Below are 19,682 nucleotides of genomic sequence, written 5' to 3' on the forward strand. Positions count from 1 at the left end.
GGCGCCCGCCCGTCTCAGCGCAGTGCCACCACCAGGGCGTCGCTCGGGGAGCACCACGCCTGGCGGGCCTCGGTGAAGCCGGCCGTCCGCAGGGTCTCCGTGTGCCAGTGGGTGGTGGTGGGGCGGTCGGTGCGCGGGCCCCGGGGTGTGGGGTCGCGGGGGTCTCCCAGGAGGGTGAAGCGGCGCAGCGCGGGCTCGCGCAGGTGCTCGTCCGCGGCGACCCGGGCCCACCACGCCGCCCAGTCGTCGGCGCCCCCCGCCTGCTCCCGCTCCCTGCGCGCGGTGTGGAAGGCGCGTACCGCCGCGTTGATACGGGGCGCGGTGGGGTCCTCCATGTGGTCGGCGTTCAGGAACACGCCGCCGGGGCGCACCACGCCCGCGAGCGCCCCGTAGAGGCGGCGCAGCGGCGCGGTGTCGAGCCAGTGCAGGGCGGTGGCCGTGACGACGGCGTCGTAGGAGTCGTGCGGCAGCAGGCCGGGCCAGTCGGGGTCGGTGAGGTCGGCCGTCACAAAGGTGACCCGCGCGTCGCCCTCGAAGTGGCCCCGGGCGATGGCCATGAGCGCGGGGTCGAGGTCGAGGCAGGTGGAGCGGGCCTGCGGCAGCCGCCGCAGCAGCCGGTCCGTGATACTGCCGGTGCCGCAGGCCAGGTCGAGGACGCGCGGGGAGCGCCCGGCCAGCGCCTCGACCATGTCGAGCAGCACCCGGAAGCGCTCCTCGCGGTCGGGCATGTACCACTCCTGCTGGCGGTCCCAACTCCGCTGCCAGGCGGCCCAGTCGGCGGGGCGTGTGGTGGTCGTCATCGGTGGGTCTCCCTCTCGGGCGGCGGTGGTGGGTGTGCCGCCGGGCGGTGTCCCGGCGCGGTGGTGCGGGCGGCCCGCGGCGGCAGGCTCTCGGCGCGCAGCAGGAGCCCGGCGGTGTCCGACGCGGGGGCGGTCAGGACCTCGTCGGTCGGGCCCTGCTCCACGATCCGGCCCGCGTCGAGGACGGCGGTACGGGCGGCGAGCCGCCGGGTCAGGGCCAGGTCGTGGCTGATCCAGAGGACCGCGGTGCCGTGGGCGTCCCGCAGCCGCCGCAGTTCGGCGAGTACGCGTTCGGTGGCGGCGGGGTCGAGGGCGGTGGTGATCTCGTCGCAGACGAGGACCCGGGGGAGGGCGAGGGCGGCGCGGGCGAACGCGGCGCGCTGCAACTCGCCGCCGGAGAGTCCTTCCGGGCCGCGGCGCGCGGTGGCGGCGTCGACGCCGAGCCGTTCCAGCAGGTCAGCGGCCTCCTCCGCGGCCCGCGTGGGCGGCAGTTCGCGCAGTCGTACGGCGGTGCGCGCCACCTGGTCGAGCACGGTCCTGCGCTCGTCGAAGGAGCCGCGGGTCTCCTGCCAGACGTACTGGACACGGCGCCTGGTCTCCCGGTCGCGGGAGCGCAGCGGCGGCGGCAGCGGTGTGCCGTCGAGGAGGACGGCCCCGGTGTGGCGGGCGTGCAGCCCCGCCACACAGCGGGCCAGGGTCGTCTTGCCGCCGCCGGAGGGGCCCGCGAGGCCCAGGCAGCCGCCCGCGGGCACGTCGAGGTCGATGTCGCGCAGCACGGTGTCACGGCCGCGGGGGCGCAGCCACGCGGTGAGCCCGCGCACCCGCAGCGCGGGGGGAGCCGGTGGCGCGGACACCGTCCGGGGGGCGGGGACCTGGACGGTGGGTGCGGCGAGGGGGCGGGGTGCGGGCGGGCCGGTGGCGAGGTGTCCGCCGTCCAGTACGAGGACGTGGTCGGCGACGGCGTCGACCAGAGCGCGGTCGTGGGTGAGGAGCAGGATCGCCAGGCCGTCGTCGGCGAGCCGGGACAGCTCCCTGACGAGGCCGAGCCTGGTCACCGTGTCGAGCCCCGTGCTCGGTTCGTCGAGGACGAGGGCGCGCGGGCGGCAGGCCAACACCTGTGCGAGCGCCACCCGTTGGCGCTGCCCGCCGGAGAACTCGTGCGGCAGGCGCCGCAACACCTGCCGGTCCGAGGGGAGTTGGGCCGCTTCGAGGGCGGCCCGTGCGCGCGCCAGGCCCCCGGCGCGGTCGACGCGCCCGTGCAGCCTGGCGAGTTCGCGCAGTACGGCACCGGTGCGGCGGACCGGGTTGAGCGCGTCGCCCGGGTGCTGGGGCATATACGCGAGCGTGCCGCCGCGCACGGCGGGCGCGTCGGCGGTGACACCGTGCGCGTCGACGACGTCGACCCCCGCCACCCGTACCGTGCCGCGCAGTTCGACGCCGGGTGCCGCCTCGCCGAGCAGGGCGAGCGCCGTCGTGGTCTTGCCGCTGCCCGACGGGCCTACGAGGGCGGTGACCTGCCCGGCGGCGGCCGTCATGTGCACTCCGTGCAGCAGGGGCGCGGACCCCGCCCGCGCGGTCAGGCCCCGTACCTGGACGACCTCCTCGCGTGTGCCCACCTCGTGTGTGCTCACCGTGCCTCCGGGGTCGCGCTGCCGCGGCGGGCGAGCAGGCCGTCCGCCAGCAGGTTCACGCCGACGGTGAAGAGGACGAGCAGCGCCGCGGGGGCGCAGACCGCCCAGGGCTGCACGAGGAGCGCCTCCCGGTTGGCGGCCACCGTCACTCCCCAGTCGGCGGCGGTGGGTTCGAGGCCGAGGCCGAGGAAGTTGGCGGCCGCGACGGTGAACACCGCGGCGGTCACCCGGGTGCCGGCGTCGGCGGCGACGGCGGGCAGGGTGCGGCGGCCCACGTATCCGAGGGTGATCCGGGCGCGTGACTCGCCCTGGACGCGCATCGCCTCGGCCACCGGGCTGCTCGCGGCGCGTAGCGCGGCGGCGCGCACGAGACGGGTGACCGCGGGGACGTTGAGGGCCGCGACGGCGAGGGCGATCGCGAGCGGGCTGCCGTGCCTGCCCACCGCGACCACGCTGATCACCAGGAGCGAGGGCAGCGGTAGCAGCAGTTCCACGGGCCGCAGCAGGGCCTCGTCGACCCAGCGGTGCGGTGTGGTGGCCGCCATGAGCCCGAGGCAGCCGCCCACGGCGTAGGCGAGCGCGGTGGCTCCGCAGGCGACACCCAGCGTGCTCGAACCCCCGCGCAGCAGCAGGACGAGGACGTCGCGCCCGAGCCCGTCGGTGCCCAGCGGGTGCCCGCCGCCGAGGGCGTACGGCGGCCCGTCGGGCGCGGTGACCAGCGGGGCGAGGAGGGGCCCGAGCAGCGCGGCGCCGAGCGGCAGCGCGAGCAGCACGGCGGCCACCGCGGCCAGTACGGGCGAGCGCCCACGCCGTGCGGCACCCGGCACGCGCCGCACCCGGAAAGCCCGGAAAGCCCGGGAAAACCGGAGAACCCGCGAGGCCCGCGAGGCCCCCGAGCTGCGGGGGCCGGTGCGCCGCGGGGGAGCGGCCTGCGGGGTCATCGCAGCACCTCCGTACGGGGCGCGAGCCGTCGGCAGGCCACGTCGGCGGCGACGTTGAGGAGCAGCGCGACGGCGGCGAGCAGCAGCGTCAGCGCCTGCACGGTCGGCACGTCCCGGTTGCGCACCGCCTCCACCAGCGCGGTGGCGCTGCCCGGGATGGCGAAGACCGCCTCCACGATCAGCACCCCGCCGAGCAACTGGTCACCGGTCCTGGCGAGTTCCTGCGCGCCGGGCACCAGTGCGTTCGGCAGGACATGGCGCAGCACCAGGGAGCGGCGGGGGACCCCGAGGCGGCGGGCCTGGACGGTGTAGCCCGCCCGTACCGCGTCGACGGTGCCCGCCCTGATCTGGCGGGACAGCAGGCAGACGGTGCGGGCGAGCAGCACCGTCAGCGGCAGGACGAGCAACTGCGGCCGCCCCCACCAGCTCCCGCCGTCGACCCCCACCCATGTCGAGGGGAGCCAGCCGAGCCTGAGGGAGACGACGGCGACGAGGAACAGCGCGAGCACGAAGTCGGGCACCGCGTTGAGCGCGACGGTGACCGCCGACACGGCCCTGTCGGTACGGCTGCCCTCGCGCAGCCCGGTGAGCAGCCCGAGCGCGGTGGCGAGGGGGACGAGGACGACGGCCGTGAGCAGGGCGAGCGCCAGGGTGGTGCCGAGGGAGCCGGTGAGGATGCCGCTCACCGGCCGGTGTCCGACCAGGGAGGTGCCGAGGTCGCCGGTGAGCAGGCCGCCCGCCCAGTGCGCGAACCTCGCGGTCAGCGGCTCGTCGAGCCCCATGGCGTGCCGGGCTTCGGCGATCTCGCCCGGGGTGGCCTGCTCGTTGAAGGCGACGGTGGCCGCGTCCCCCGGCAGCAGCGAGGTCAGCAGGAAGACGAGGACGGCGAGCACCGCGAGCTGGGCGGCGGACAGCGCGAGGCGCCGTGCGAGATAGCGGAGCACCGTCGTCCCCCTCAGCCCAGCCAGACGGTGTCGAAGCGCGCCCAGTCGACCGTGTTCGGCGGCGCCGCCGCGACCCCGTGCAGCCGGACCGCCACCGCGTTGAGCCAGTCGGAGTGCCCCCACATGACGAGGCCGCCCTCGTCGCGCACCCGGCGTTGCAGGGCCGCGTAACGTGCGCGGCGGCGTTCGTCGGCCATCGTGGAGCGGGCCGCGTCGAAGGCCGCGTCGAAGTCGCGGTGCTTCCAGGCCGTCGCGTTCTGCGGGGACCTGGTCAGCATGCGGTCGCCGAGGTAGGTGGGGATGGGCATGGCGCCGCAGCGGTGGTTGCCGAGCGTGCCCGTGGTCAACTGGTCGGTGAAGTACGTGTCGGGCGGCCCGGTGACGACGTCGACCCGCAGGCCCGCCTCGCCCGCCTGCTCCGCGAAGAGGTGGGCCGCCGCCACGAACCCGTCGGCGGCCGTCGAGGTGTAGAAGGTGACACGGCGGCCCAGCGCGCCGCTGCGCCGCAGCAGCCGCCTGGCCTCCGCCACGTCGCGCCCGCGCTGGGGCACGTCGGCCGGGTAGTACGCGAAGCCCTTCCCGAACATGTCGTTGCCGAGCGCGGCCCGCCCTCCCGACACGACCTCCACCAGGCGCTCGCGGTCCACGAGGAGCTTGAGGGCGAGCGCGGCACGCGGGTCGTCGAACGGCGGCCGGTCGGTCTTGGCGGCCACCGCGTCGGCGCCCGCGTGCGGCGCCGCGACGACACGGATACGGGGGTTGCCCTCGGCCAGCCGCGCGAAGGTGGCGCTCATCTCGTGCGCGTACTCCACCTCCCCTGCCTGGACCGCGTTCGCCCGCGCCTCGGTCTCCGCCGACAGGACCCGTATCCCGTCCGGGTACGGGGCGCCCGCCCAGTGGTCGTCGAAGCGACGGGCGGCGAAGGAGCGCCCCGCCGTGAACGAGCGGAACCTGAAGGGGCCCGTGCCCACCGGCCGCGCCGGGTCGCGGTACCCCTCGCGGACGACCGCGGTGCCGGTCATGGCGAGCAGCGCGGGCAGCTCGGCGTTCGGGCCCTTGAGGGCGAGTTCGACGGTACGGGGGCCGAGGCGGCGGCAGCGCGGCAGGTCGAGCACGGGCGCCAGGCTCTCCTTCGCCCTGCGGTCGGCGGCCTTCGGGTCGAGGATGCGCGCCAGGCTGAACAGCACGTCGTCGCCGTCGAGCAGGTGCCCGTCGTGGAAGCGCGCCCGGCGCAGCGTGAGGCGCCACACCGTGCCGTCGCCGTTGGCGCTCCAGCGCTCGGCGAGCCGGGGGACGGGGCGCAGGGTGGCGTCGAGGTCCACGAGCTTGTCGAAGACGGCCTTGTGCCGGGCGATGTCGACGAACTGCCGCTGTGCGTGCGGGTCCATCGTCTCCTTCACCCCGGCGCCGGGAAACACCGCGCGCACCGTGCCGCCGCGCTTCGGTGTGGACGAACCGGCGTCGGCGCCCGGGCCGCAGCCCGTGAGCAGCGCCCCGCCCGCTGCCGCCGCCGACAGGCCCCCGGCGAGCCCGAGGAGGCCACGGCGGGAGTGTTCGGGCGGCACGTGGGGCCCCTTCCGGCGGTGGACGTGCGGATACGGCGTGCCCCGGAGGGGGCAGCACGATGCATTGAACACGTAACTGCAAACCTTTTGCAATAGTGGCCGCGGGCGGGCCGACACCCTCCTGACTCCCTCCCGCGCACCGCGCGTTCCCTGCTCGCCACTGGCCGCGGGCACGCTCCCAAGGTGCTGAGCCCAGGGGACGAACCGCAGACACACAAGTGCCGACTGCTGGGGCTCGCCGGCTCCGCGGCCGTGGCCGTCGGCGGCGAGAGCGCGGGCGCCCTGCCCGTCGGCCAGTCGCTCGCACCGTCCTCGGGAGCGGCGGCGGTGGGCCTCTTCGGCGCCTACTTCGGGCTCGTGCTGCTCGTCGCGGCATGGGCCTGGCTCGGCCGCGCCGTGCGGGGACCGCGGCCCCCGGGCACCCGGAGCATGGTGGTCACGCTCGTGGTGTGGGCCGCGCCGCTGGTGCTCGCCCCGCCGCTGTTCAGCCGCGACGTGTACAGCTACCTGGCGCAGGGCGCGATGGTGGACGCCCGTATCGACGTGTACAGCCAGGGCCCCGACCAACTCGGCGGCCCGCTCGCCGCGCAGGTCCCCGCCGTCTGGCAGGACACACCGACCCCGTACGGACCGGTGTTCCTGTCCTTCGCGTCGCTGATCGCGCGCGCCTCGCGGGCCGAGCTGTCGGCCGGGGTGCTCGGCATGCGGCTCGTCGCGCTGCTCGGCGTGGGCCTGATGGTGCTGTCGCTCGTGCTGCTCGCCCGCCGCGCCGGCACCGCGCCCGCCGCGGCGCTGTGGCTCGGGGCGCTCAACCCGCTGCTCCTGCTGCATCTGGTGGCCGGGGCGCACAACGACGCCGTGATGCTGGGGCTGCTCGGTATGGGCCTGGTGGCCGCGAAGGGCCGCTTCCCCCTGCTCGGCGCGGTCCTGATGACGCTTGCCGCGCTGGTCAAGGCGCCCGCGGCGCTTGGTCTGCTGGCCGTCGCCGCGTACGCGGCGGGCGGGCTCACCGGCCGCCGGCGGTGGCTCAGGGCGGCCGGTGCGGTGGCCGCCGTCGCCCTCGTGACCACCGCCGTGGTGACGGCGGCCACCGGCACCGGCTACGGCTGGCTCGGCGCCCTCGGCACCCCCGCGTCCCGCCACAACTGGGCCCTCACCTGCCTCCTCGGCCGGATGACCGCGTCGGTGCTGCACGGCGCGGGCAGCGATCTCGCGCCGTTCGCCCCGGCGGCATGGCGCGCGGTCGGCCTGGTGGCGACGGCCGTCGCGGTGCTGCTGGTGTGGCTGCGCCGCCCCCGGCACAGCCCCGTGTACGCGCTCGGCCTCAGCCTCGTCGCGGTCGCCGTGCTCGGCCCCGCGATCCGCCCCTGGTACCTGCTGTGGGGCCTGTTCCCGCTGGCGGCGGCCGCCCCGCGGGGAGCGGCGCGGCGGGCGGTGGCCGTCGCGAGCGGGGTGCTCGCGCTGGCCCAACTGCCCAGCGGGCTCGCCGCGGACGGCCTCCAACTGGCGCTCGCCACGAGCGGCGGGCTGCTCGCGGCGGTCGCCCTGTGGTGGGCGCGTGTCACGTCGGGGGCCGAAGTGGCCCTGGCGGGGCGGGAGTCGGGGAGGGCGCTGTGGCGCGGCGGGGCGTGACGCGGCGGTGGCGGCCCGCGCCGCGCAACCGCGGCCAACGGCTCCCACGCGGCGGGCACTTGTCCCCCTATAAAAGGCAACAGGCGCGGGGCCGCGGGCACTTGTCCCCGCACGGCGGGCACCCGCCCCGGCGCCGCGGGCAGTGGAAGTGGCCGCCCCGCCGCAGGTACCCGCTCCTCGGCCTGCTGTGCGCGGCCGTTGCGGCCTTCGTCGTGACCGTGCCGTACCACCGCGACTGGTTCGACCTGCGGGTCTACTACGACGCGGTGCGCTACTGGGGCGGCTCGCCCGGGGGACTGCGCGGCGCCGGGCTCTACGACTTCCGGGTGCCCGGGCAGCCGTACGGCTTCACCTACCCGCCCTTCGCCGCCCTGTGCGTACTGCCGCTGTCGCCGCTCGACTGGCCCGCCGTGCTCGCCGTGGGCACCGCCGCGAACCTCGGCGCCCTCGCACTGATCGCGCACCGGCTCGCGGGACCGCTCATCCGCCGCCACGGCCTGCACCGCGCCACCGCGTACACCCTGACCGGCTGCCTGCTCGCGATGCTGGAACCGGTCTACGACAGCTTCAGCTTCGGCCAGGTCAACCTGCTGCTGCTCGCCCTCGTCCTCACCGACGCCCGGCTGCTCGCCGACGGCAGCCGCTGGGCGGGCGTCGGCATCGGGCTCGCCGCCGCGGTCAAGCTCACCCCGGCGATCTTCGTGGGCTACCTCGTCGTCACCCGCCGCCGACGCGCCGCGGGCACCGCCGCCGCGGTCGCCGTTGGCGCCACCCTGCTCGCCCTGTGGCTCTCGCCCGGCGCCTCGCACGCGTACTGGACGTCGGCGCTCTGGGACACCGGCCGCATCGGCGACCTCTCGTACGTCTCCAACCAGTCCTGGCAGGGCGTGCTCGCCCGGCTCTCCGCACCGGAGCAACCGGGCGGGGCGTGGTGGGTGTGCGGAGTCGTCGCGGTCCTCGGTGTGTGGGCGTACCGGGTCGGCAGGGCGGAGACGGCGGGCGACGTGCGTGGCGGCATCGCGCTCACCGGCGCCGCCGCGTGCCTGGTCAGCCCGGTGACCTGGGTGCACCACCTGGTCTGGCTGCTCCCCGCGCTCGCCGCGCTCGCCGACCGCGCCCTGCGGCCGCCGCGCCGCGCACGCCCGACGGCCGCGGCGCTCGCCGCGTACACCGTCCTGTGCAGCTACGTCGTCTGGCTGTGGCGGTTCCACGTGGGCGGCGTCGGCGGCCTCCTCGGCGGCAACGCGTTCGTCTGGACGGAACTCGCCCTGCTCCTCGCGCTCCCCCTCGGCCCGCCGCGCCCCGGCTCACAGCACCTTCCGGCGCACCAGCGCGGCCAGCACCAGGGCCCCGGGCAGCAGCGGCAGCCACACCGTGACGATACGGAACCCGAGGACCGCGGCCGTCGCCACCGAGACCGGGGAGCCCGCGCCGACGAGCGCGACGAGCAGCGCCGCCTCGATCGAGCCGATCCCGCCCGGGGTCGGCACGATCCCGGCGACGACACTCGCCGCCAGATAGGCGAGCACGACGCCGACGGCGGGCACCGGCATCCCCACCGCGCGGGCCACCGCGACCAGGACACACCCCTGGAGCGCGGGGAAGGCGAAGGCCCCGCCCCACAGCGCCAGCACCCTGGCGGGCCTGGTGTGCAGGGCGCGCGCGTCGGTCAGCGCGGAGCGCAGCAGGTCCAGGACGAAACCCCGCAGCGGCCGCACTGACCACAGGACGAGCGCCACCAGCGCGAGCCCGCCCGCCAGGAGCAGCAGCGCCACCACCCCGTACTCCGCGGGCAGCGGCCCGCCCAGCGGGGCCGCGCCGGGGCGGGCGGCGAGCAGCGCGAGCAGCAGACCGTACCGGCCGACCGGCTGGACCAGCGAGTAGAGGGCGAGCGCGGCACAGGCACGCGCGGCCGGTATCCCGCGGCGGCGCAGGAACCGCAGCGTCACCATGTGCGCGCCGAGCCCCGCGGGCAGCAGGTGGTTCGCGGAGCCCGCCGCGATCTGGGATGCCAACAGCCGCCCCACGGGCAGCCGTTCCACGACGGTGCCCTGGCGCAGCAGGCAGATCGGCACCCAGCACACCGCGGTCATCAGCACGGCGGCGAGCAGCCAGCCGCGGTCGGCGCCGCGCAGCTCGCCGAGGCCCGCGAGGATCACCGGCCAGTTCCCGGCCACCCAGGCGGCCACCGAGAGCAGGAAAACGAGACAGACCAACTGCCGCAGCGGCAACCGCCGCAGCGCGGAGGGCGAGATCGTCGACACGGCGCAGCCGTCCTTCCATGGCGCGGGGCGGGGGACTCCCCCTGGGAGATGCCCGCCCCGCGCGACCGTGCGGTGTCGTCCGCCCGTCGACCGGCCGAACGGCGCGGGCCGGGCACCGACGCCGTACGCCCCGTACCCCACCCCCTACCGGGGTACCACCGCCGGTCCGGCTCCCCGGTGTGACGCCACGCGCCCGGCCGCACTCCTACGGTCCACCCCGTCCCGCCGAACACCAGGAGCGCACCCATGTCACCGGCCGCAGACCCCCTCGTCCCGCACCCAGGAACGGCCACCGCCGGGCAGTACCCACCGGACGGGGGCAGCGAGTTCACCCCCCTGCTGCGCGCCGTGCGACAGCAGACGCTGCTGGAGCCGCGCACCGGCTGGTACGCGCGCAGCATCGCGGCCAACGCGCTCGGCCTTGCCGCCGTCGCCACCGCCATGGCACTCGTCGGCGGCTCCTGGTGGGTGCTCGCGCTCGCCCCCGCCCTCGCCGTCCTGTGCGCCCGCACCGCGTACGTCGGCCATGACGCGGGCCACTCCCAGATCAGCGGCGACCGCGCCACGAACCGCCGTATCGGCCTCGTCCACGGCAACCTGCTCCTCGGCATGAGCTACGCGTGGTGGAACGACAAGCACAACCGCCACCACGCGAACCCCAACCACATCGACAAGGACCCCGACGTCGCCGCCGACATCCTCGTCTTCACCGGCGCCCAGGCCGCCGCCCGCACCGGACTGCGCGGCCTGCTCACCCGCCACCAGGCGTGGCTGTTCCTCCCCCTCACCCTCCTCGAAGGCGTCGCCCTGAAGGTCCACGGCTTCCGGCACCTGCGCCGCCAGCGGGGCCGCGCGCGCCTGGTGGAGGGCGCCCTGCTGGCCGCCCATGTCGCCGGATACACCGCCCTGCTCCTCGCGGCCATGCCGCTCACGCACGCGCTCGCGTTCGCGGCGCTGCACCAGGCGCTCTTCGGGCTCCACCTCGGGCTCGCCTTCGCGCCCAACCACAAGGGGATGGACATGCCGGAGCCCGGCGGCGAGAAGTGGGGGCACCTGCGCCGCCAGGTCCTCACCTCCCGCAACATCAGGGGCGGCCCCCTCACCGACTGGCTCCTCGGCGGCCTCAACTACCAGATCGAGCACCACCTGTTCCCCAGCATGCCGCGCCCCCATCTGCGGCTCGCCCGGCCCCTGGTACGGGCCCACTGCCGCGACCTCGGCGTCCGCTACACGGAGACCGGCCCCCTCGACTCCTACCGCCAGGCCCTGCGGCACCTGCACGACGTGGGGGAGCCGCTGCGCCCGAGCGGGCCCACCCACCAGCCGCGCGTGCCCTGACACCACTCGCCACACCTGCCCTGACACCGCCCCCCACCTAAGCTGGAGCCCATGACCACAGTGAAGGAGGCACGCCCGCGCGCGCTGCTCGCGGGTGCCTCCCGTCGGTGGGTGCGGCTGCTGCCGTGGGCCGTCGCGTTCGTGCTGTTCGTCTCGCTGCTGCCCACGACCATCCAGGTGCTCACCGCCGACTACGGCATGAACAGCGGCCTGGCGAGCGGTCTCGCCGTCGCCCAGACGGCGCCGCTGCTGCCCGCCGTCGTCCGCCCGCTGCGGTCCTGGTACGTCATCTTCGCCGCCCAGGTGGCGGGGGCGCTCGCCCTGCTCGGCGCCGACTTCGAGAAGCGCCTGCCGTGGCCGTTCCCGCCCATGGAGATCGTCGGATACGTCGCCCTCTGCATCGCACTCGGACTGCGCGAGCCGCGCAGGACACTGCTGCTCGTATGGCTCGCGACGGTGGGCGCGGGCGTCGGCCTCGAATTCGCCGCGCCCCACGGCACCAGGGGCAACGGCACCCTGCTCATCATCCTCAGCGGTGTCGCGCTCGTCCTCGCGGGCGCGCTGCGCGAGCGCAACGACGTACAGCGCAGGCTGGCCGAGCAGGAGACCATCAGCGAGGCGGAACGCGGCCGCCGCACCCTGCTCGAAGAGCGCGCCCGTATCGCCCGCGAACTGCACGACGTGGTGGCGCACCACATGTCCGTCATCACGGTGCAGGCGGACACCGCCGCCTACCGCCTCCACCGGCTGCCCCCCGACATGCAGGAGGAGTTCACCTCCATCGCGGCCACCGCCCGCCAGTCGCTCGGCGAGATGCGGCGCCTCCTCGGCGTGCTGCGCAACGAGGACGCGCACGGCGAACTCGCGCCCCAGCCGGGCCTGACGCAGATCGGCCAGTTGGTGGAGGCCACCACGAGGGCGGGCGTGCCGGTGGAGTTCACCCCCTGCGACAGCGCCGTGCCCGAGGCGGTGGCGCTCACCGCCTACCGCATCGTCCAGGAGGCCCTGGCGAACGTCGTACGGCACGCGCCCGGGGCGCCGACCCGGGTGTCGGTGTCGGAGACCGCCACCGAGGACGGCCCGCGGCTCACCGTCCTCGTCGTCAACGGGCCCCCGCCCGAGCCGCGTTCAGCCCCGCTGGAGGTGGGCGGCACCGGGCACGGCCTCGTCGGCATGCGCGAGCGGGTGCGGCTCGCCGACGGCACCCTCGACGCGGGGCCGCTGCCGGACGGCGGCTTCCGCGTCGCCGCCCGGCTACCAGTGACGGAAGAGGACATCACGTGACGACGCGCGTCATCATCGTCGACGACCAGGCCATGGTGCGGGCCGGTTTCGCCGCCCTGCTGGCCGCCCAGGCCGACATCGACGTGGTGGGGGAGGCCCCCGACGGCGCGCGGGGCGTCGAACTGAGCCGGCGCACCCACCCCGACGTGGTGCTGATGGACGTCCGCATGCCCGAGATGGACGGCCTCGAAGCCGCCCGCCGCCTTCTGTCACCCCCCACGGGCGGCGCGGACGCCGGGGCCGCGGGGGAGCACAGGCCGCGCGTGCTGATGCTCACCACCTTCGACGTCGACGACTACGTCTACGAGGCGCTGCGGGCGGGCGCCAGCGGCTTCCTCCTCAAGGACGCGCCGCCTGCCGACCTCATCGCGGCGGTACGCGTCGTCGCCGCGGGCGACGCGCTGCTCGCGCCCTCCGTGACGCGCCGCCTCATCGCGGACTTCGCCCGGCAGCGGCCCGTCGCCCGCAGAAAGCCCGCGCTGCGGCTCAAGGCCCTCACAGAACGCGAGACCGAGGTGCTCGTCCTGGTGGCGCGCGGCCAGTCCAACACGGAGATCGCGGGCACCCTGGTACTGGCGGAGCAGACGGTGAAGACCCACGTCAGCCGCGTCCTCACCAAGCTCGACCTGCGCGACCGCGCCCAGGCCGTGGTCTTCGCCTACGAGTCCGGCCTCGTCGCCCCGGGCGAGTAGCACCCCGGCGCGGCGCCCGCCCCGCGCCACCCCCTACCGGGGTAGCACCCCCGGGTCGGCTCCCCGGTATGACGCCGGGCCCACCGCCTTCCCCGCACGCTGCGTCCGTCGGCACGACGAGAACGCGAAAGGGCGGAACATGAGGCTACGCATCGGCAGGCGGCACCCGAAGGACGACCGGCCCGAGCCCCCGGCCGGCACTCCGGGACTCGCCGTCGAACTGCGCGGTGTCAGGCGGCAGTACGGCCGCGGCGCGGGCGCCGTGCACGCGCTCGCGGGCGTCGACCTCGCCCTCGCGCGCGGCACGTTCACCGCCGTCATGGGCCCCTCGGGGTCGGGCAAGTCCACCTTCTTGCAGTGCGCGGCCGGGCTCGACAGGCCCACCTCGGGGTCGGTGTGCCTCGGCGGCACGGAGATCACCGGCATGAAGGAGGACGAGCTGACCGAGCTGCGCCGCAGCCGCCTCGGCTTCGTCTTCCAGGCGTTCAACCTGCTGCCGTCGCTGACCGTGGAGCAGAACGTCCTGCTGCCCATGCGGCTCGCCGGGCAGCGCCGTGACCGGCACCTGGCGGGCGACGTGCTCGCCCGGGTCGGCCTCGCCGACAAGGCGCGGCGCCGCCCGGGGGAGCTGTCCGGCGGCCAGCAGCAGCGGGTGGCCGTCGCCCGCGCCCTGGTCACAGGACCTGACGTGGTGTTCGCCGACGAGCCCACCGGCGCCCTCGACACCACCACGGCCGCCGAGATCCTCGGCCTGCTGCGGCACGCCGTGGACACCCTCGGCGCCACGGTCGTCATGGTCACCCATGACCCGGCCGCGGCCGCCTGGGCCGACCGCGTGCTGTTCCTCGCCGACGGCAGCTTCGCCGACAGCCTGGAGCGTGCAGGCGCCGAGCGGATCGCGGCCCGGATGGCGGCGCTCGCCGCCCGTACCTCCCCGGCCGGTGCGATGGCGGGTGCCGCGGCATGACGCGCCCCAACGGACTCGCCCGCGAGGCCGTACGCTTCAGGCCCGCCTCGTTCGCGGGCACCTTCCTCGCCCTGGTGATGTCCGCGCTGATCGTCTCGGCCTGCGGCATCCTGCTGGAGACCGGGCTGCGCGCCTCGGTGCCGCCCGAGCGGTACGCGCAGGCGCCCGTCGTCGCGGCGGCCGACCAGTACGTGCGCGTGGTCACGGGAAGCGGCGAGGACCGCGAGGAGGAGGCGACCCCGCTGCCCGACACGGCGCGGATGGGCGTCGCCCTGGCGGCGAAGGCCGCGCGGGCGCCCGGAGTGGCCGCCGCCGTACCGGACTTCACCTTCCCGGTGCGCACGGCGCACGGCGGCGCGGACCGGGGCGCCCGCACGCCGCACGTGCCCGGCGGCGCGCTGACCGCCCACGGATGGGGCTCGCACGCCTTCACCGGCACCGCGCTGACCACAGGATCGGCGCCCCGCGCGGGCGAGGTCGTGCTCGACACGGGCACCGCCCGCGCCTCGGGGACGGCCGTCGGCGACACCGTCGCGCTGGAGACCGCCGCGGGGCGGCGGGACTTCCGTGTCGCGGGCGTCGCCGAGGCCGGGCCCGCGGACACCGCGAAACACGGCGCCGCGGGCAGCGCCCTCGCCTGGTTCGCCGACTCCCAGGCCCCGCTGCTCGCGGGCCACCCGGGCAAGGCGGACGCCGTGGCCGTGCTCCCGGACCACGGCACCGGCACCCGCGCGCTCGCCGGCTCCGTGCGGAAGGCGCTGGCGGGCTCCGGCGCCCTGGTGCACGTCGGCGACGACCGCGGCGCCGTCGAGGACCCGGGCCTCGGCTACGCCAAGGAGACCCTCTTCGGCATCGGCGGCTCCTTCGGCGGCATCGCCGCCCTCGTCGCGGTCTTCACCGCGGCAGGGACGGTGGCCCTCTCCGTGTCCCAGCGGGCCCGCGAGTTCGCGCTGCTGCGCGCCGTCGGCGCCACCCCGCGCCAGGTGCGCCGCGCGGTGGCTTGCGAGGCGCTGCTCGTCGCACCGCTCGCCGGGGTCGTCGGCTGCCTGCCCGGCATCGGGCTCGCCCACTGGTGGTTCGGGCAGCTCGGGGACCGCGGCGCGGTCCCGGAAGCGGTGCGGGTGCACGTGTCCGCGCTGCCCCTCGCCGCCGCCGTCGTCATCGGGCTGCTCACCGCGCTCGGCGCCGGCTGGGCGGCGGGGCGCAGGCCCGCGAGGGCCAAGCCGGGACAGGCGCTCTTCGAGGCGTCGGTGGAGCGGCTGCGTCCTGGTCCCGTCCGTACGGCACTGGGCGTCGGCGCCCTCGTCGGCGGCGGCTTCCTCACCGGGGTGTCCGCCTCCGCCACCGGGGACGACGCGGCGGGCGCCGCCCTCGGGGTCGTCATGCTCTTCATGCTCGCCGTCGCGCTGCTCGGACCGCTGGTGGCACGGCTGTCCGCGGGCCTCTTCGGCCTCCCGCTGCGCGGCGCGGGCCCGGCCGCCGCGCTCGCCGCCGCCAACTCCCGTACCAACGCCCGCCGTCTCGCCTCCGCGATCACCCCGATCGTGCTCGCCATGGCGTTCGCCTCGACCCTCGTCTTCATGCACACGAGCGAGAACCACGTCGCCGACGCGCAACTGCGGGCGGGCCTCACCGCCGACCACGTGGTCACGGACCCGGCGGGGCTCCCCGTGGACGCCGCGGCCGGGGCCGCCCGCACCCCGGGTGTGGACACCGCGGTCGGCGTGCTGGACACCGAGGTGCTGGTGCCCGTCGGCTCCGGCGAGTTCAGCTCGTTGCAGAGCGCGGCGACCCAGGGCGTCACCGGCTCGGGAGCACAACTCGCGCGGGTGCAGGACCTCGACGTGCGCGAGGGCAGCCTCGGACGGCTCGGCACCGGCCGTGTCGCCGTCGACAGGACCCTGGCGGACACGGCGGGCGTCGGCGTCGGCGACCGGCTCCCGCTCCACCTCCCCGATGGCACCGAGGTGCGCCCGGAGGTCGTCGCCGTCTACGGCCGCGGCCTCGGCCTGGCCACGGTGACCATGGACCGCGCCTCCCTCGCCGGGCACGTCACCTCGGGCTTCGACTCCGCGCTGCTGGTACGCGGCGGCTCGCGGCGGGCCCTCGGCGCCCTGGGCGACGTCACCGACGCCTCCGGCTACGCCACCGAGCAGAGCCTCGACGCGAAGCTGGGCGCCTGGTCCAACAACATGATGGCCGCGGTCCTCGGCGGCTTCGCCGCGGTCGCCGCCGTCAACACCCTGGTGATGACGGTCCTCGACCGCCGCCGCGAGCTGGGCGCGCTGCGCCTCGTCGGCTCCACCAGGCGCCAGGTGCTGACGATGCTGCGCTGGGAGGCCCTGCTGGTCTCCGCGGTGGGCGTGGTCATCGGCTCCGCGATCGCCGCGGCCACCCTGGTCCCGATGATGCGCGGCATGACGGGCGAGAACCCCTACGTGCCCCCGCTGCTGTACGGGTCCTTCGCGGCCGTGGGCACGGGACTCGCCCTGCTCGCGGTCGCGGTGCCCGCCCGCGCGGCGCTACGACGCCGCTCGTAGCCGCGGCCGGCCCGCCCTCAATAGTTAAGCGAGTGCTTGACTATTTGGCGGTCCCGCGTGATAGTTAAGTACATGCCTAACCAATCTGGTCTCGATCGGGTCGGCCGGGTCTTCCAGGCCCTGGCCGATCCGACGCGGCGGGCGATAGTCGAACGGCTGGTGCGCGGTCCCGCGGCCGTGAAGGTGCTCGCCGAGCCGCTGGCGATGTCGCTGCCCGCGGTGATGCAGCACCTCCGGGTGCTGGAGGGCGCGGGCGTCATCGTCACCGAGAAGGCCGGCCGCGTGCGCAGTTGCCGGATCGAACCGGCGGCGCTGCGCGAGGCCGAGGGGTGGCTCGGTGCCCAGCGCACCGAGTGGGAGAGGCGGCTCGACCGGCTCGACGACTATCTCAAGGAGGAGTGATCATGGAGGTCACCCATGCGACGTTCACGCTCGAACGCCGGTACCCGGTCCCCGTCCCGCGCGTCTTCGAGGCGTGGGCCTCGGCGGAGGCGCGCGGCCGCTGGATGGCCCAGGGAGCCGAGTACTCCCAGGACTTCGCGGTCGGCGGCCTGGAGACGGTCAGGGGCTTCGACGGCGAGGGCCGCCCGCTGACCCACGAGGCGCGCTACGCCGAGATCGTCGCCGACGAGCGCATCCTCACGACGTCCACCCTGCGCACCGGGGACGTGCTGTCGACCGTGTCCGTCACCAGCGTCGAGTTCTCGGCGGACGGTACGGGCACCCTCGTGGTGCTGACCGAGCACGGGATGTACCTGCCGGGCCAGGAGCGCCCGGAGTGGCGCGAACAGGGAACCGCGCACCAACTCGACACCCTGGCGGCGGAGTTCGCCAGGAGCACCGGGACGGACCGCGCCCCGGGGGAGAGCTGAGCGCGCCCCCGGCTCACGACAGGACGGTCCAGTCCCTGCGCAGCAGCGGCAGCCCCTGCTCGACGTCCTTGGGTCCCGTGACGGGCAGCCGTACCTCGAAGCGGGTGCCGGGCGCGCCGTCGGGCCTGTCCTGGACGGCCACCCGCCCCTGGTGCAGGGCGATCTGCTGGACGACGAGGGTGAGCCCGAGGCCGGACCCCGGGCTGTCGGGGCCCCGGTAAAAACGCCGGAACACCTCGGCGCGCCGGTCCGCGGGGATGCCGGGCCCGTGGTCGTCGACCGTCAGCACCGCGGTCTGCCGCCCGCCGTCGAGGACCGCCGCGAGTCCCACCTCCATCCGGGCCCGCCCGTCCGGGGAGCGGCCGTGCCGCGCGGCGTTGGCCAGCAGGTTGTCCACCGCGCTGCGCAGCCCCTGGCCCCAGGCGTGCACCAGCAGCCCGCCGGTGATCCGCGTGGTCACCTTCGCGCCGGGGTGGGTGTCGCGCAGCCCGGTGACCGACTCCCGTACCAGCTCCCCGAGATCGAGCGGTGCGAAGGCGTCCAGCTCCACGAGGTCGCCCTGGGCGAGGGTGCGCAGCATCACCAACAGCCCGAGGAGCCTGGTGTGTTCGCGGCCGAGGTCGCGCAGCACCTCGTCGCGTTCCGCGGCGTCGAGGTCCCCGTACTCCGTCAGGATGTCGAGGTTGGTGCGCATGCTCGTCAGCGGGTTGCGCAGCTCGTGGGAGGCCGCCGCCGCGAACGACCGCGCCGTGGCGAGCGCTTCCGAGGTGCGCGCCGCCTGCTCGTCGTAGCGGTCGAGCACGGTCTCCAGGGTGCGGGCGAGGTCGTCGACCTCGGTGACCCGGGTCGGCCTGTGGTCGAGGCGTACGGCGGAGACCCGCGGGTCGAGCCCGCTCGCGCGGCGCTGGAGGCGCCGCAGCGGCAGCGCGGCCCGGCTCGCGACCAGCCAGGCGACGGCGCCGGTCACCGGCGCCGACACCAGGGCCGCGGTCAGCGCGCGCTCCCGTACCGTCGCAAGCCGCTGCTGGTAGGCGGTGTCGGGCGAGTACATCCACAGGTTCGGGCGGACGGGAAGCGGGTGGTTCCGCGGGGCGACGCGCCGCGACAGGGCGACCCACCGCGTGCCGTCGGCGGCGCCCGAGCCCACCGTGACCGGATGCCCGGCGTGCGGCGGGAACCGCAGGGGCGCACCGGGCTGGGAGCCGCCCCTGACGACGCCCTCGGGACCCTTCAGACGGAAGCCGATGTCGAGCGACGAGGCGATCAGCCGGCGCCGTGCGCGCCGGGCGACGACGGGCCTGTGGGCCTCCACCGCCTGGAGGTACGCCTGGGCGTTGTGCGTGATGACCGTGGCCCTCGACCGCAGTTGCCTGTTCTGTTCGAGGCGCAGGTCGGAGGCGAACCAGCGCACCAGCACATAGCTGGTGGCCAGCACCATCAGCGGCATGATCACGGCGGCCGACAGGGCCAGGCGGGTGGAGAGCCTCACGACGGCGCGGGCGCTCCCGCCCCGGCCGCCTCGGCCCTGAGCACGAATCCGACACCGTGCACGGTGTGCAGGATGCGGGGGCGCCCGTCGGACTCGGTCTTGCGGCGCAGATAGCTGACGTAGGTGTCGACCGCGTCGGCGCGCACCCGGGTGTCGGGACCCCATACCAGGTCCAGCAACTGACGCCTCGTCAGCACCATGCCCTGGTGCTTGGCCAGCGTCTCCAGCAGCCGGAACTCACGCGGCGTCAGGTGCAGTCGCGTCCCGTCGAGGCTCGCCCGGTGCCCGGCCGCGTCGACGGCCAGGCCGCCCACGCGCAGCGGGCCCGGTCCTGGCCCCGCGGGCAGGCGGCGGCGCAGCAGGGCCCGCAGTCGCAGCGTCAGCTCCTGGAGCGAGTACGGCTTGACGAGGTAGTCGTCGCCGCCCGCCTGGAGCCCGGCTATCCGGTCCCCGACCTGGTCGAGCGCCGACACCATCAGGACCGGGATGTCGTCGCCGCTCTCGCGCAGCGCCCGGCAGATGTCGATCCCCGTCGGCCCCGGCATGCACACATCGAGAACGACGACATCGGGCCGGAACCGGTCGAGGGACTCCAGCGCCGCACGGCCGTCGTCGGCCAGCGCCACGTCGAACCCACCGAGCCGCAGGCCCCGTTCCAGCGAGCGCCGGGTGCTCGCGTCGTCGTCGGCGACGAGTACCCTCCCGGCTCTGCCGGCCATCCGC

The 19,682-nt window shown here is 75.9% G+C and carries 16 protein-coding genes and 1 pseudogene; 9 read left to right on the forward strand and 8 right to left on the reverse strand.

All coding sequences use genetic code 11. The features are described from left to right. Nucleotides 1–14 precede the first annotated feature (14 nt). The 5 genes from ACIBIW_RS12615 to ACIBIW_RS12635 all read right to left on the reverse strand — a co-directional run bounded on the left by ACIBIW_RS12615 (nucleotide 15) and on the right by ACIBIW_RS12635 (nucleotide 5,881). Nucleotides 15–800: a class I SAM-dependent methyltransferase gene (locus ACIBIW_RS12615; protein WP_399335023.1), complete on the reverse strand. Its 786-nt coding sequence runs from the start codon at nucleotides 798–800 to the stop codon at nucleotides 15–17. Next, nucleotides 797–2,431, reverse strand: a complete 1,635-nt coding sequence (locus tag ACIBIW_RS12620; protein ID WP_399335025.1) for an ABC transporter ATP-binding protein — start codon at nucleotides 2,429–2,431, stop codon at nucleotides 797–799. Before ACIBIW_RS12620 ends, ACIBIW_RS12615 begins: the two co-directional genes overlap by 4 nt. Next, nucleotides 2,428–3,258: an ABC transporter permease subunit gene (locus ACIBIW_RS12625; RefSeq protein WP_399335027.1), complete on the reverse strand. Its 831-nt coding sequence runs from the start codon at nucleotides 3,256–3,258 to the stop codon at nucleotides 2,428–2,430. Before ACIBIW_RS12625 ends, ACIBIW_RS12620 begins: the two co-directional genes overlap by 4 nt. A 110-nt stretch (nucleotides 3,259–3,368) precedes the next feature. Next, entirely contained in the window at nucleotides 3,369–4,316 is a 948-nt protein-coding gene (locus ACIBIW_RS12630; protein ID WP_399335029.1) for an ABC transporter permease, read from the reverse strand. Nucleotides 4,317–4,327: 11 nt separating this feature from the next. After that, nucleotides 4,328–5,881: an ABC transporter substrate-binding protein gene (locus ACIBIW_RS12635; RefSeq protein ID WP_399335031.1), complete on the reverse strand. Its 1,554-nt coding sequence runs from the start codon at nucleotides 5,879–5,881 to the stop codon at nucleotides 4,328–4,330. 183 nt (nucleotides 5,882–6,064) lie between these two features. Between ACIBIW_RS12635 and mptB the strand changes: the two genes are divergently transcribed. Beyond that, on the forward strand, nucleotides 6,065–7,513 hold the full coding sequence (mptB, locus tag ACIBIW_RS12640; protein WP_399335033.1) for a polyprenol phosphomannose-dependent alpha 1,6 mannosyltransferase MptB: 1,449 nt from the start codon (nucleotides 6,065–6,067) through the stop codon (nucleotides 7,511–7,513). A 326-nt stretch (nucleotides 7,514–7,839) separates the two neighbouring features. Continuing rightward, a pseudogene (locus ACIBIW_RS12645) lies at nucleotides 7,840–8,508 on the forward strand (glycosyltransferase 87 family protein); the annotation flags it as partial. A 312-nt stretch (nucleotides 8,509–8,820) separates the two neighbouring features. Here the strand turns inward: ACIBIW_RS12645 and ACIBIW_RS12650 are convergent. Next, nucleotides 8,821–9,777, reverse strand: coding sequence for a YbhN family protein (locus tag ACIBIW_RS12650; RefSeq protein ID WP_399335035.1), 957 nt, complete (start codon nucleotides 9,775–9,777; stop codon nucleotides 8,821–8,823). A 246-nt stretch (nucleotides 9,778–10,023) separates the two neighbouring features. Here ACIBIW_RS12650 and ACIBIW_RS12655 point away from each other — a divergent pair, with 246 nt between their 5' ends. From ACIBIW_RS12655 to ACIBIW_RS12685, 7 genes are all read left to right on the forward strand, one after another. Then, nucleotides 10,024–11,115 carry a fatty acid desaturase family protein gene (locus tag ACIBIW_RS12655; protein ID WP_399335037.1) on the forward strand — a complete coding sequence of 364 codons (1,092 nt, stop codon included), beginning with the start codon at nucleotides 10,024–10,026 and terminating at the stop codon, nucleotides 11,113–11,115. 51 nt (nucleotides 11,116–11,166) lie between these two features. Beyond that, nucleotides 11,167–12,399 carry a sensor histidine kinase gene (locus tag ACIBIW_RS12660; RefSeq protein ID WP_399335039.1) on the forward strand — a complete coding sequence of 411 codons (1,233 nt, stop codon included), beginning with the start codon at nucleotides 11,167–11,169 and terminating at the stop codon, nucleotides 12,397–12,399. After that, on the forward strand, nucleotides 12,396–13,091 hold the full coding sequence (locus tag ACIBIW_RS12665; RefSeq protein ID WP_399335041.1) for a response regulator: 696 nt from the start codon (nucleotides 12,396–12,398) through the stop codon (nucleotides 13,089–13,091). The genes ACIBIW_RS12660 and ACIBIW_RS12665 overlap by 4 nt, the downstream gene beginning before the upstream one ends. Before the next feature lie 139 nt (nucleotides 13,092–13,230). Continuing rightward, complete coding sequence (locus ACIBIW_RS12670) at nucleotides 13,231–14,058, forward strand: ABC transporter ATP-binding protein (protein ID WP_399335043.1); 828 nt, start codon at nucleotides 13,231–13,233, stop codon at nucleotides 14,056–14,058. Beyond that, nucleotides 14,055–16,598 (forward strand): FtsX-like permease family protein, encoded by a 2,544-nt coding sequence (locus ACIBIW_RS12675; RefSeq protein WP_399335045.1) that lies wholly within the window; start codon nucleotides 14,055–14,057, stop codon nucleotides 16,596–16,598. The genes ACIBIW_RS12670 and ACIBIW_RS12675 overlap by 4 nt, the downstream gene beginning before the upstream one ends. Before the next feature lie 72 nt (nucleotides 16,599–16,670). Continuing rightward, complete coding sequence (locus ACIBIW_RS12680; RefSeq protein ID WP_399335047.1) at nucleotides 16,671–17,000, forward strand: ArsR/SmtB family transcription factor; 330 nt, start codon at nucleotides 16,671–16,673, stop codon at nucleotides 16,998–17,000. Between the two features lie 2 nt (nucleotides 17,001–17,002). Continuing rightward, nucleotides 17,003–17,470 (forward strand): SRPBCC family protein, encoded by a 468-nt coding sequence (locus ACIBIW_RS12685; RefSeq protein WP_399335049.1) that lies wholly within the window; start codon nucleotides 17,003–17,005, stop codon nucleotides 17,468–17,470. Between the two features lie 13 nt (nucleotides 17,471–17,483). Here the strand turns inward: ACIBIW_RS12685 and ACIBIW_RS12690 are convergent, their stop codons facing one another. Next, a complete protein-coding gene (locus ACIBIW_RS12690; RefSeq protein ID WP_399335051.1) occupies nucleotides 17,484–18,959 on the reverse strand; it encodes a sensor histidine kinase in 1,476 nt (491 codons plus the stop codon). Continuing rightward, nucleotides 18,956–19,678 (reverse strand): response regulator transcription factor, encoded by a 723-nt coding sequence (locus tag ACIBIW_RS12695; RefSeq protein ID WP_399335053.1) that lies wholly within the window; start codon nucleotides 19,676–19,678, stop codon nucleotides 18,956–18,958. Before ACIBIW_RS12695 ends, ACIBIW_RS12690 begins: the two co-directional genes overlap by 4 nt. Nucleotides 19,679–19,682: the final 4 nt, after the last annotated feature.

It is taken from the genome of Streptomyces sp. NPDC050560, from assembly GCF_044457285.1.
In the GTDB taxonomy this organism is placed as follows: Bacteria; Actinomycetota; Actinomycetes; order Streptomycetales; family Streptomycetaceae; genus Streptomyces.

Bases quoted from the DNA above. Each gene is read 5' to 3' on its own strand.
- ACIBIW_RS12615 (WP_399335023.1), bottom strand. From the start codon at position 800: ATGACGACCACCACACGCCCCGCCGACTGGGCCGCCTGGCAGCGGAGT.
- ACIBIW_RS12655 (WP_399335037.1), top strand. From the start codon at position 10,024: ATGTCACCGGCCGCAGACCCCCTCGTCCCGCACCCAGGAACGGCCACC.
- ACIBIW_RS12660 (WP_399335039.1), top strand. From the start codon at position 11,167: ATGACCACAGTGAAGGAGGCACGCCCGCGCGCGCTGCTCGCGGGTGCC.
- ACIBIW_RS12670 (WP_399335043.1), top strand. From the start codon at position 13,231: ATGAGGCTACGCATCGGCAGGCGGCACCCGAAGGACGACCGGCCCGAG.
- ACIBIW_RS12675 (WP_399335045.1), top strand. From the start codon at position 14,055: ATGACGCGCCCCAACGGACTCGCCCGCGAGGCCGTACGCTTCAGGCCC.
- ACIBIW_RS12680 (WP_399335047.1), top strand. From the start codon at position 16,671: ATGCCTAACCAATCTGGTCTCGATCGGGTCGGCCGGGTCTTCCAGGCC.
- ACIBIW_RS12685 (WP_399335049.1), top strand. From the start codon at position 17,003: ATGGAGGTCACCCATGCGACGTTCACGCTCGAACGCCGGTACCCGGTC.
- ACIBIW_RS12695 (WP_399335053.1), bottom strand. From the start codon at position 19,678: ATGGCCGGCAGAGCCGGGAGGGTACTCGTCGCCGACGACGACGCGAGC.